The organism is Eximiradius sp. (assembly GCA_937127445.1).
Classification (GTDB): Bacteria; Bacteroidota; Ignavibacteria; order Kapaibacteriales; family UBA2268; genus JAKIZO01.
Window position 1 is genome coordinate 1 of record CAKZLY010000022.1, and the last position, 13,197, is coordinate 13,197.

Below are 13,197 nucleotides of genomic sequence, written 5' to 3' on the forward strand. Positions count from 1 at the left end.
TATAAATTGGGTTCTAGTTATGGATCGATTGGGCTGATTGGTCCGAAAAGAATGAATTATCCAAAGATTATTTCGCTTGTTAAAGCAGTATCATCAGCCTTGTCTTCAGCTTAGTTATATCGTTATATAAAATATACAATTGTTACGTAATTACTTATAAAATTATTGGGGCGTATTGCTCGCCCCCCAATTAAAAAGATTGTAATCAATATTATAAAATATTATAATTAGATTATAAATCATACCCTATTTCTTTTGCCTTAAGACAAATTACAAAAAATTAATTTAAGATACTAATTTTAGAAATTCCAACATTTTTATTAGACTTGGCAATTATTATATAAATTCCATTGGAAAAACTACTAAACGGGACAAATATACTTTCTTGCTGTCCATTAGAAAAAAATGATTTAGAGAAAATATTTTTACCATCTAATGAAAAGACATTAATTTCGACATCACCAAGTATATCGTCAGAGGAAAGCATCAAATAATCCCCATTTTTTATGATGTTAATAGCATTGAATGCAATTCCCTTATCTTTAATGGAAGCAATTAAATAATTGCAAAAAGTTTGACGTGTCTCAATATTAACCGCTGGGAAAATAAATCCCTTATTATTGGTAAGTAGAATATATGCACCCCAAACAGGTATATTAGCTGGCAATTCATCAAAATTAGTGTTATAGAAAAGTCCGAGATTGAAAAACTCGGGTTTTTCACCGGAACTAGCAAAATCAACGTAAGGTTGGCAGGTATTGAAATAATAATTAGCACTATCACTATCCAGCCATTCAAGATTGTCGAAATAATGTTCATTCAAAAAAGGAAAATCACCTGGATCAATATCTTCTGGGTCAAAAACTTGGGAGAAATAAATAAATAATTTAAAAGTACCAACGACTACTTTCTTTGTGGTATCCTGCCCATCAACAAAACCATAAAGCCAGAAATTAGCTTTCCCAGTTTTCAAATCATATTTTAGCTCACCTAATACTTCGTTATCCATAAAGGTAGTAGCTACAAAAAATAATTTTGGCTCCATAAGGACAGTAGAAGCTTGATCGAAAGCAGATTCATAACCATTTTTTGCAGTAAAATACTCTAAAACCTGTTGCGCATTAACAACCTGTATGAAAAATAGAAATAAAAAAGGTAAAAACTTTTTCATATTATACCTCAAAATGTTAATTTATGATTAATAAACGAAAAAAATATGGCATTATTTTTTTAAAAAAAGGCTGAAAACCAGCCCTTCAAAATTTCAAGAAACATTAATTAACAAACTGCTTAGCATAGTATTTAGGGGTTAATTTTTCGCCGGTAGCTTTCTCTATCATATCGTTCCATTCATATTTCGCTCCAACAGAAAAAACCTTGTCAATGAGGAATTTACCAACTTCTTGATGACCGGTGAAACTTAGAACTTTAAATGGATCATCCTTCAATATTTTTTCAGCAATTGTAAAATAAAGTTGCGAAGCAAATAATTCCCCTAAGTGATAGTTATGATAATAACAAGGGCTTGTTGCAATATGAATTTTTGTTGCCCAATCTGGTGAATTACGATTTTCTTGGCGCTTGATCATTTGGTATTTTTCAACTAAATCCCACCAAAGTTTATTTAAATCTTGATCTGGATTTTCATACATTGATTTTTCGAAGCGATACATTACCTGAGACCAACGGCTAAATACCAATTGCTGCAATTTTAGACGTTTATTAGCAATGTCGAAAAGCCTTGCTTTTTCATCATTTGAAATACCCACCATATCTTGAATCCATTGTGCTTCAGCACCTTTGCGACCAAAAAGCATAGCAATTGCCTCTGTGGTAAATATGTGTGCAGGAGTTCTAAGCAAATAAGGCAAATCTTTCGCATAATGCTTTTCATAGAGTGCATGTCCATATTCATGAAGCATAGTTTCCATCCAACGAGCATTAGGACGAACGTTACAAAGAACTCTTATGTCGTTTTCTCTATCGATATTAATACAGTAAGCATGTTGATTTTTATTTTGTTTTTCATATAAATCGCTGCGAGCAATAATATCATCAATTGGAAGGTCTATGCTTGCATAATATTTTTCGGTCAACTTAACAATGTCTTTATCTTTGAAATATTTGTCGAAGTCCACTTCAAAGATATGTGGAGCTTCTTGGAAAAATCTATTTTGATAATGCCAAGGCATCAGTTGTTCCGGCTTTATTTTCAGTCGAGCAGCAAGGAATTCATCAACTTCAGATTTCAATTTTTTGAATTCATCACGAGTTAAATTATCAAGTTCATCAAATAAGCGGCTAATTTCTTCTGGATCTTGTTCAGAAAGTTTCAAACTCATTTCGTGGTAATTTTTAAAGCCCAGTTCACGAGCTATTTCGTTACGTAATTTTACAACAGCAATAATACTATCTGCAACTATTGGCCCAATTTCTTTATGAGCAAGCCAAACTTTTTTCAATTCTTCATTATTAGTGGAGCTTTTCAGTATCTCCTCCACATCATTATCAGTTAGCAGTTTATTTCCAACTTTAGCACGGAACTTGGAATACATTTGTTCGATATTCGAAACCATGTCTGTGAGGCGGTTAATTTTAGCGGTATCAGCTTGCTTCGATAAATACATATTGTAAAGAATGTCCAGCTGACGTTTTAAGAGTGGATCTTTGACAGCATTTGATTCTTTAATTTGCTTTAAAGTATTAAAATCATCTTTATTGAAGAAAATTAGGTTATACTCTTTCTCGAGATTTGCAACTTTAGCCCAATTTTCTTCTTTACTATTGATAGAAGCATCGAAATAAGCAGTATTTAAAGCTTTTTCTAATGGTTTTGCTTTCTCCACATACTTGTTAATAAATTCAGTTAATCTTTTTTCCATTTGAGCAGTCCCTTCTGTTTTTTCTGTTTTCTTGCAAGAACTACTTAATAATACAATTGCGAAGATTGCGGCAATTGTCAACAAAGATAAAGTTTTCTTATACATATCAATTCTTCGAAAAATGAAACATACAAAATAGAATATTTTGGTATACTAATACGTGATAATTCATTAAAAAGTTTCAAAATTAAAATGGTGTCCAAACAAAACTTACAAACGGAAATGCTAACGGCTCAGTAATAAAAGCCAATCCGAAATCCGAAGAAAATTTAGTGCCAGCAAGGCGAATACCGAGTAAAATCAGAGTATTCGAGGGATTATTTACATCGCTGTTCCAAAGTTCGCCTATAAAATGCAAATCATTTCTTGAAGAAAATTTAGTGTCGAGCCCTAATGCAATCCCAAAAGAACCATTCGGGTAGATTAATTCATAGAGTTCATTCTTGAACCTAATTGGATATATTTCTTTATTCCCGTTTTTTAGGAAAAATAATGCAGAAACAGAAGATTTTTCGCCTTGATATGTGGCATTTGCGTAATAATGTACAAATTTATTGCTAGAATTTATGAAAGCAAGATTTGCTCCGCCTCCAAACCAAATAGTAGCAGGTATATCGCTAATAGACATTGCAGGATAGGAAAATTTCACATTAGTTGTGCTTATTTCCTGATTTGGATAAGCAAATGGTAATATGCTATGTCCGGCATACACAGAGAAATAATCCCAGATACCAACACCCGCATAAAAAAATCCTAATTCGAAATTCCCTGCAAAATGATGATTACTAACCGGTAATGCAGTCGGAAGCAAAAAAACCCTATGGCTGTGTCGATAAATTTCTGATATTTTCCTGATTTCAACTATTTCATTTTCAAAAATGGTTGTACTACCAATAATTGTACTGATCTTTAAAGAAATTATATCGCTATTAATATTTTTCCCCAATACCTTAGCAGTAATTACATCACCATTAACAAGACGAAAATAATATGATTGTTCAACTTCAATATCTTGAATTTTGATCCCTGATGAAAACAGATTGGAATTTACTATAATACAAAATACAAATATGCACAGAATAAATTTCATAAGTAAAAATTAAAATATTATTGAAAAATATATAAATTAAAATTTACATATTTTTTGCAGAATTTTACAATAAAAGTTTAATAGCAAAGTACTTGTTCCCACAAAAAAAGCTACACAAAAAGTGTAGCCAAAAAAATTTCAACAAAAAGTTTATATTACCTGATTACACCAAATTTCCCTCTTTCATTTATCTCTTTTATATGATAGAAATATATTCCATTTTGTAACATACTGATTGGAATATATACTCTACCGTTGTTGATAAATAACTTGTTCTCACCAATCTTATTTCCAACTAAATCAAACAAAGTAATAGTTAAATTTTGAAAATTCGAATTATTTATTTTGACAATAGCATAATCCCCGCTGAAAGCGTAAAAAGTATTTTTGGGATCACCCCCTTTGTCATAATATATTTCTGTTGGGAAATCTTTAAAAAAAATCATAGCAACTCTAATCATTTTTACTGAGACATCGCTATCTGTGTAAGGATCTGCAATTGCTGAATAATATACAGTATCTTCACTCCTAATTTTAGCATTGAAAATTTTAACAATATACTGATTGACAGAAAAATGATTAAATTTGAAAGGAGTTTTAATATATATATTCGCAGAACCATTGTAACTGGAATCAGTTTCAGAGCAAATTTCCCATAGGTTCTTCCTTGAAACTGGTCGAAAAAAATAATAAGTCATTCCAGGATATGAATCGAAAAATGATAGGAAAACATAGTAAAAACTTCGAGGCTTATCTCGCTGACTACCACTAACAGGAATTGGTGGTTTCCCAGACAATTCACATACTTTTGAGAAAGAATTAAAAGTATATTCTTGGAACTCATATTTATTTGAAGAATTTTGATTATACAGTTGGATTAAGTGTTTCCAAACTCTTTCATCTTGCCTAAAACCACGCCAAATTTTTACCTGACCGTGAAGAATTCCATCAGTAAAATCAGCATATTGTTCAGCATTATCTCTACTTTTATTTAACAAATTGAAATTAGAATCAAAAATATGTATACAATATCCCCAATAACAATCAGAAATATGGTAAATGCTTACCACTCCAATTTCTCCATTTTCTGCAACCGAAACGTCTTTTGCTATCAGAGAATGCGCTTTGTCTCCTATTGTATATGTTTGTAACATCTCTCCTTCCGTATTGAATTGAATGAGTGTTACATACGATTTTTCTCCATCATTTTTTACTGTATAAATACCTGTTAATATTTCTCCATAATTTTTTCCCATCATTAATGGATTTTCTGCTAACATCAAGTCGTTACCAAAGACTAATCCAAGCTCTTTGTTTGAAATTATTTCCCCATTAGGACTAACGTCCACAATCCTTATCTTACAGTGCTCTTCATCTACTTTTTGCATTAATATTAATCGTACATTATTCCCAACATTATAAACAAGATGTTTTGTCCCTAAATAGTATTCATTAATATTGCCAAAGTATATGTTCCATTCAATATTGTCATCACGATATTCAATGCTGAGATGATAGTGCTCTCCACTTTTTATTTTAAAAAATTTTAAAACACCTACGTTCCCAGTATCAATCAACACATATAAATATCCATTATTTACTGTAAAAATTTGCTCCAAAAGTATTGGGAAATATGTTATCTCTGTCCGATAGATATGCATTGTAAACGGATTTAAGTTCTTGGGAACTCACTTGGTAAAAACCATATAAATAAAAGAAAAAAGTTAGCACGATAAGAATTTTGTTCATTTTCCTTAATCCTTGAAATAAACAACATAATTATTAACCTTTCATTAATTGATCCATAATATCGCTCATTTTTTCACATTTTGAGATTTTTACTAAAATACTATTTGAAAGATTTGGAACTGTCATCGGAGTATCAGGACAATAAATATTAGTACTTGGGTAATTTATGACAAAATTTGTAATACATCTATTCTCCTGATGATCATAGCATTTCGAATATACTGCACAACATTGAGATTCACCCCCACAAGATAACAATATTTGTTGAATTACACCGGATGTGGTATCTTTATATGTTGCAATTGAATAACAATCTCGCCAGAACGGTACTATATAAAGTTGCTCCTCACCATTACAATCAGGAATAGACTCTCCTAATGTCTTCATTAGTTTTTCCGTACCCATATATAGCAAAACTGCACTAACCAAAAGTGGATTTGAACTTAACAATGAATCGAAACCTTTACATTTCTCGTTGTCATATTGCGAATAAAATCCAGAAATAAAATAAAATGATTTACCTGTTGAAAGAACCATACATCTAAATAAATGATAACCCAATTTAATTTCACAATGAGGGAAATCCTAACCATATTTGTTGTTTTCTTTGGCTAACGTAACATACACATAACGAACTTCACTTTGATTAGTTGTGTCACAAACAATGTCATTTTGATTAGAAATTAATGGACAATCAATTGTATCGGCTACAGAATCTGAAGAAACTAACATAATACATAATACTACCTTTAAATAAGGTTGTTTTCATAACAATCTCCTCTTTAAAATGATTGGACATAAGGGAAAAAACTTATCAGTTCTTTGTCTTAAAATAAGGTAATAAAAATCAATTAATATTCCAAACTATTTTAATAAAGATTAGTAATTTTTTATAAACAATAAATTTTAATACTAAATAAAAGTAATATTATGTATAACTCAATTATAATTTGAACAGTATGTTTACTGATATTCACAGAGTTGGATAGATAATTAATATCTTTTTGGATTTACTTGCTTATAATACAAAAAAGGCTACTCCAAAAAGAGTAGCCACTTATTTTATTATCACAAAAAGTATTATTTAGTAAATTTCTTAGTTCCGTTTGGTTGGAAAACATATTTGAATGAGTAGGTTCGATCAATCCTGTTATAAACATCAGATGGAATACTATCTGGATAACCATAGTAATAACTTAATATCTTAACTTTTGCATATTTACCGTCAGCAGTTCTAATAGCAAGAACAACACCCGGAATCGGAGTAATCTCAAAAGTAGAATGATTATAGTTGTACCAACCTTTGCCACTACCTATTGGAATTGCGCGTTCTGTTTCAGACTTTTCTTCATAAAAAGTTGAATCCTTCGGTAATTCCGCAAGGGTCTCAAAATCTACTCCACGAAGCACAAATGCGCCACCGTTTCCAGGACCACGGTATCCCTGATTAATATAAATGCTTGTTCGATGGAAGCAAATATCCCATTCGGTTGTATTAGCGCGTGATTTGTCAATAATTTTATTCTCGCGAAGGCTAAAATAAGTCATTGTGTCGCCTTGTTCAGGGTTGAAAGTTTTGATGTTTTTCACAGTGATACTTGGCAGAAGTTCACCATTGCCACCATTGGTAGTATTATTGTCATCATCATCAGAACAAGCCACAAATAATAAACCAAACAACGCAACAAATAATAATAAATATTTTTTCATAAAAACCTCCTAATTAAATGAAAAATTATATATAAGATTAGCAAAATAAGTTCTTCCAGGATTAGATGGCAGATACATAGGTTTTTTCAAGTCAAAGATATTATCGCAACCAATTTGCAAAGAAAAGTTGTAGAAGAGCTCTTTTGAAACAGTTAAGTTCAAAATTGAGTATGCAGGAGCATATTCATTATCTTGGTCTAATACGTTACTGTTGTTTCTATCTTTAAAACCATAACGTCCGCGGTAAGTTCCACGAAGAAAAGCATTTAAACCATAATTTGCATTATTGTATTCAAATTTAACATTTGCAGAATGTTTTGAGCGATTCCATAATCCGCCATATTCTGAAATTTTAACTCGACGGTCGCCATCGGTGGTAAGCATAAAAATCTTGCCTTTTTTTATATCATCGTAAGTTTCGACATCAATAGCTTCTAAGTACTGATAACCCAAAGAAAGATTAAAATTCTCAAAGAAATTAATTTTCAAATTAGCTTCCAATCCTTGTGTATAAACTTCACTTAAATTAATATACGACCATACCTGAGCACCATTGTTTTTGTTAGCAACTGGAATTGTTTCTATCATTTCAGAAATATTATTCCTGAAAATGTTAACTTTTGTTTCGATAAATGGATTAATATCCCAAATGAAGCCAAAATTAAATGAAATTGATTTTTCTGGTTTTAAATTGCTTATTTTTCTCAAGTCAAAAATTGTATCAACAATTACACCATCATTGACAAGTTTACCAAACAGATCGTTGAAAAAAGCAACTCCAAAAACACTGTATCCTGCGATGGAATTTGTAAAGTTAAGATATAACTGCTGAAATGTAGGTGCTTTAAAACCAGAACCGACAGATCCTTTGAGCACAAATCCATCAAAAAGGCTGTAAGAGAAAGCAATCTTTGGGCTTAAATTATCAGCATAATCGCTATGCCAATCATATCTTAAGCTTGCAATCAGGTTAAGTTTTTTTGAAGCAATCCAATCTTCTTGCAAAAAAGCATAATAAGAATGAGCGTAAACTTTGCCATTATTTAATCTTTGAGCTTCGACAGATTCATAATTGCCGCCTCCACCAAATGTTAGTATATGTTGACGGGAAATCATCCAGTTCCACTGAGTTTCTAATTTGGTCAAAGATTGAGTAAATGAGTATTTATCATATAAAGCACCACCAATTCTATAATTATATTTCGATTCAGTCCTATATTCTGTATGATACAGGCGTGATTCTACATTGAAAAGGTCTGAATATTGATGTTTGCCAGAAATAGAAACACCATAGTCACGCAATTTGCTATTGTCATCGATAGTAAAAGTGTCAGCATTTTGACGAACATTAAAGTAGTTTTTTTGATCCTCAGTATTTATGCGCAAACCGACTTTGACAAATGTATTTGGATCAAATTTATATGTGAAATTATTATGAATAGTATAATTGACATATTCAGGCACGGCTTTTCCATAATACTCATCAGATAATTTGAAACCATCACTCGAAAGCCTATTAACAAATAAGCTGTTTGACAACTTGCCATTAAAGGAATTGATGCTATTCTCAACTCCCAAATCTAATGTATTGTATGATTCATAACGAGTATTAGTACGAATTGTAGTTGCATCCTCATTATCATCTGTTATAAGGTTTATAACACCAGCGAGCGCATTCGAACCATAAAGTGAGGATGACGGTCCTTTGATAACTTCTACTCTTTTAACATTGCCCATAGCAAAACGACGAGTATCGAGTATTCCACCACTCCTACCAATAATAGGTTCACCGTTAATTAGAATCAGAGCATAATCTGGGTCAAGCCCTTGAATTTGAACGCCTCGACCGTGGTCTTCTACTACCACCATTCCAAGCTCTTCACTTAAAACATTATCAAGGCGTAATCTTGAAGCAGATTTTATTGAAGAACCAGTAACAACATCAGTAGCGATTGGATTAGTTTCAATTTGTTTTGCAGTACGAGTACCGGTAACAACAACATTTTCTTTTAATCTATAAACGTCCAGCATAGTTATTTCTAATTTCAAGGGTAGCTTGTCAACTGTAATTACAGTATCTATAGAGCGACATCCTGCTCTTGATAGTTTAAGACTGTAAGTTCCCTGTTTGACATTTTTAATAACAAAAACACCATTAATATTTGTCGATGTTTGCATTTTAAGATCCGGGATACGTACTGAAACAGCGGAGAGCGGCTGCCCTTCTGGATTTTTAACAATGCCTTGAATTTCAGAAGATAAAGCAAAGACTGAATTACAAAAAAGAAATGCTATTAACAAAAAAATTACTTTCATATGCAAATATTTTGATTATACATAAATAATAGTTTAGTTGTGCTTAACATTATTTTTAAATTATGAAAAATAAATAAAAAATCAATAAAAAAATTCAATCAAAAATAAAAATTGGGTAAAAAACTAAAAAATTTTGAAATATTTAAAATAAAAAAAATAATAATTCGTATTTTTGTTAGCACTCACTTATGTAGAGTGCTAATAATTATTAAAATGTAATTTAATAGGAGGTACAATATGAACTTAACACCATTGCATGACAGAATCATCGTAAAACCTGCAAAAGCAGAAGAAGTTACCAAAGGCGGTATCATTATACCTGATACTGCAAAAGAAAAACCAATGCAAGGCGAAGTCGTTGCAGTTGGGAAGGGCAGAGTTGCTGATGATGGTAAGTTAATCCCAATGAATTTAAAAGTTGGCGACAAAGTCCTTTATGGCAAATATGCAGGCACAGAAGTAAACATTGATGGTGAAGAATATTTAATTATGCGTGAAAGCGATGTTTTTGCAATAATTAACTAAACTTTTAAATAAAAATATTGTAATATAATAATAAAAAAATTTAAAAATGTATCATAAACCAAGGAGATAAAATAATGGGTGCAAAAATCATAACTTTTGATGTTGAAGCACGTGCAGCATTAAAAAGAGGCGTGGATCAACTTGCTAACGCAGTAAAAATAACTTTAGGCCCCAAAGGTCGCAATGTAGTAATAGATAAAAAATTCGGTGCTCCACTTGTAACTAAAGATGGTGTAACCGTAGCAAAAGAAGTTGAACTTGAAGACCCAATCGAAAATCTTGGTGCAAGTATGGTTAGAGAAGTTGCATCCAAGACAAGCGATTTAGCCGGCGATGGAACAACTACTGCAACTGTTCTTGCTCAAGCAATTTTCCGTGAAGGTTTGAAAAATGTAACTGCTGGTGCAAACCCAATGGATCTAAAACGTGGTATTGATATGGCAGTTGCAGCAATTACAGAAAAATTGAAAGAAATTAGTCGTGAAGTTGAGAGCAAAAAAGAAATTGCTCAAGTCGGAACAATTTCTGCAAACAACGACCCAACAATCGGTGAACTTATTGCTGAAGCAATGGAAAAAGTTGGTAAAGATGGAGTGATAACAGTTGAAGAAGCAAAAGGAACAGAAACCTCGATGGAAACTGTTGAAGGTATGCAGTTTGATCGCGGTTATCTTTCGCCATACTTCATTACTGATGCTGATAGTATGGAAGCAATTTTGGACAATCCATACATCTTAATTCACGACAAGAAAATTTCTTCAATTAAAGATTTACTCCCTGTTCTCGAAAAAGTTTCGCAAGCTGGTCGTTCGCTTTTAATTATAGCTGAAGATGTTGAAGGCGAAGCACTTGCAACATTAGTTGTAAATAAACTACGCGGCACTTTGCGTGTTGTAGCTGTCAAAGCTCCTGGATTTGGTGATAGACGCAAAGCAATGCTCGAAGACATTGCAATTCTCACTGGTGGAACAGTTATCAGTGAAGAAAAGGGCTTTAAGTTGGAAAATGCAACTCTTGCATATCTTGGAACAGCAACTCGCGTAATTGTAGATAAAGACAATACCACAATTGTTGAAGGTGCTGGCAAACAAGAAGACATTAAGAAACGCATCAACGAAATTAAAATTCAAATTGATAAAACAACGTCCGATTACGACAGAGAAAAACTACAAGAACGACTTGCAAAACTTGCCGGTGGAGTTGCAGTTTTGAAGATTGGTGCAGCAACAGAAGTTGAAATGAAGGAAAAGAAAGCTCGCGTCGATGATGCTTTGCACGCTACTCGCGCTGCTGTTGAAGAAGGGATTGTACCTGGTGGCGGTACTGCATATTTAAGAGCTCTTTCTGTTTTGGAAAATTTGAAACCAGCAAATGAAGATCAAAAAACTGGTATCGAAATAATTCGTCGTGCATTGGAAGAACCTATCCGTCAAATTGTTTCAAATTGCGGATTAGATGCTTCTGTTGTGGCTAATAAAGTAAAAGAAGGAACAGGTGCATTTGGTTTTGATGCTGCTCGCGAAGAATATTGTGATTTGTACGAAGTAGGCGTAATCGACCCAACTAAGGTTAGCCGCGTTGCTTTGGAAAACGCTGCATCAGTTGCAAGCCTTATGCTTACAACAGAAACAACTATTGTTGAAAAACCTGAAAAAGAAAAACCAATGCCTCAAATGCCAACTGGAATGGATTATTAATAATAGTCCGAATAATCGAAATAAAAAGCTCCGCTCTGATCAGAGCGGAGCTTTTTATACTCTCTTAATAATACCACACCCTAAAGAGTATATACCCAATATAAAATAATATAGATAAAGTAATTATAGATGTTAAAAAAATAATTTTAGCTTTTCTTGATGTAAATACAAGTTTACCATCTTCAATATTTTTATCATTGTAATCTTTTTTATCGTTTTCGTAAGGTACTAATTTAAAGAGTCGTCCTTTTATTAAACGCTTAGTAAGTAAAATACTTAGCACTAAAGGAATAATGATAACAATGATATACTTTAACATTTCTTTTAAAACTTCTTCTATCATAACTTTTCAACCTTTACAATTTTAAAGATTTAATAATCAATTTTTTAATTGCAGGAGATGCAATTTTTGCAGTAGCTAAACCACCTAAGCCCCTTCCAGAACGTGATAAACAATTTCTTCTTTAGTAGGTTTTTTCACTTGATCTATCCACTTTTCAATGTCTTCAGCAGCTGACATAATAGCTCCTGCTAAATCTAGTAAAGCAACCCATCCCAATACACTACTAATTTCACTATCCTCATTTTCAGCATCGAGAACTGGGATATATCCACTCCCTGTAAAGTCAGGATATAATCTATCGTTTACTCGAGGACCAGACCAAAACTCTCTAACTGAAATAGCAAATGAACCAACAAAATTGGTATATATTTTTTGCAATTCATTATATGTTTCATTCTTGTATGAATTTTGAATTTCCAAAATAATTTTGTTTTTATAGCCTGTTTGGAGCATTAAATCAATTATCAAATTTGTTTTATTTGAATAGAATGTATCATTAGTATTAATATCCAATTTGTGTTGAATAATATTTTTCAATTCTTCAACAGTAATATCTTTATCTTCAAATAACCAAAAGGTAGAGTACATCCCACCAAAATACCTTGTTTTATAATCTTTTATTGGATTAAAAAAACTTAATGATGGAACGGAACTCTTAAAAGTATTAAGTAAGCGTAATCCTGTTGTTTCCCAGAATCTATCTCTATTAGACAAATAATAGTTATGAAATGCAATAGAATCGATATTATGAATCTCATTCACTACTGGGTTTATCATTAAATTATGCCATTCACCAGATTGTGAAACAAACAATGAATCAGCTTCCAAATTTTCTTCTTGGATGATCGCGCCTAGGATAGATTGATTTGAAGTTATGTTTTCATT

Annotated in this window: 12 protein-coding genes; 3 read left to right on the forward strand and 9 right to left on the reverse strand. The window is 32.1% G+C overall.

Annotation, left to right across the window (positions count from 1 at the left end; all coding sequences use genetic code 11):
* Window positions 1-6: 6 nt before the first annotated feature.
* Window positions 7-114, forward strand: a complete 108-nt coding sequence (locus AC6QZF_RS07340) for a hypothetical protein (protein WP_499799270.1) — start codon at window positions 7-9, stop codon at window positions 112-114.
* A gap of 166 nt (window positions 115-280) precedes the next feature.
* On the opposite strand, the gene AC6QZF_RS07345 is transcribed toward AC6QZF_RS07340, so the two are convergent.
* The 7 genes from AC6QZF_RS07345 to AC6QZF_RS07375 form a co-directional block, all read right to left on the reverse strand.
* Window positions 281-1,171, reverse strand: coding sequence for a T9SS type A sorting domain-containing protein (locus tag AC6QZF_RS07345; RefSeq protein ID WP_499799228.1), 891 nt, complete (start codon window positions 1,169-1,171; stop codon window positions 281-283).
* Window positions 1,172-1,274: 103 nt separating this feature from the next.
* Window positions 1,275-2,987 (reverse strand): M2 family metallopeptidase, encoded by a 1,713-nt coding sequence (locus AC6QZF_RS07350; protein WP_499799229.1) that lies wholly within the window; start codon window positions 2,985-2,987, stop codon window positions 1,275-1,277.
* A gap of 82 nt (window positions 2,988-3,069) precedes the next feature.
* Entirely contained in the window at window positions 3,070-3,972 is a 903-nt protein-coding gene (locus tag AC6QZF_RS07355; protein WP_499799230.1) for a hypothetical protein, read from the reverse strand.
* Between the two features lie 155 nt (window positions 3,973-4,127).
* On the reverse strand, window positions 4,128-5,633 hold the full coding sequence (locus AC6QZF_RS07360) for a T9SS type A sorting domain-containing protein (RefSeq protein WP_499799231.1): 1,506 nt from the start codon (window positions 5,631-5,633) through the stop codon (window positions 4,128-4,130).
* Between the two features lie 121 nt (window positions 5,634-5,754).
* Window positions 5,755-6,258, reverse strand: a complete 504-nt coding sequence (locus AC6QZF_RS07365; protein ID WP_499799232.1) for a hypothetical protein — start codon at window positions 6,256-6,258, stop codon at window positions 5,755-5,757.
* A 543-nt stretch (window positions 6,259-6,801) separates the two neighbouring features.
* Entirely contained in the window at window positions 6,802-7,431 is a 630-nt protein-coding gene (locus tag AC6QZF_RS07370) for an HmuY family protein (protein ID WP_499799233.1), read from the reverse strand.
* A 9-nt stretch (window positions 7,432-7,440) separates the two neighbouring features.
* A complete protein-coding gene (locus AC6QZF_RS07375; RefSeq protein ID WP_499799234.1) occupies window positions 7,441-9,747 on the reverse strand; it encodes a TonB-dependent receptor in 2,307 nt (768 codons plus the stop codon).
* A gap of 237 nt (window positions 9,748-9,984) precedes the next feature.
* Here AC6QZF_RS07375 and groES point away from each other — a divergent pair, with 237 nt between their 5' ends.
* Window positions 9,985-10,272, forward strand: coding sequence for a co-chaperone GroES (groES, locus tag AC6QZF_RS07380; protein WP_499799235.1), 288 nt, complete (start codon window positions 9,985-9,987; stop codon window positions 10,270-10,272).
* Window positions 10,273-10,346: 74 nt separating this feature from the next.
* Window positions 10,347-11,969, forward strand: a complete 1,623-nt coding sequence (gene groL / locus AC6QZF_RS07385) for a chaperonin GroEL (RefSeq protein WP_499799236.1) — start codon at window positions 10,347-10,349, stop codon at window positions 11,967-11,969.
* A gap of 64 nt (window positions 11,970-12,033) precedes the next feature.
* Here the strand turns inward: groL and AC6QZF_RS07390 are convergent, their stop codons facing one another.
* Both AC6QZF_RS07390 and AC6QZF_RS07395 read right to left on the reverse strand, forming a co-directional pair.
* Entirely contained in the window at window positions 12,034-12,312 is a 279-nt protein-coding gene (locus AC6QZF_RS07390; protein WP_499799237.1) for a hypothetical protein, read from the reverse strand.
* 84 nt (window positions 12,313-12,396) lie between these two features.
* Window positions 12,397-13,089 carry a hypothetical protein gene (locus tag AC6QZF_RS07395; RefSeq protein ID WP_499799238.1) on the reverse strand — a complete coding sequence of 231 codons (693 nt, stop codon included), beginning with the start codon at window positions 13,087-13,089 and terminating at the stop codon, window positions 12,397-12,399.
* Window positions 13,090-13,197 lie beyond the last annotated feature (108 nt).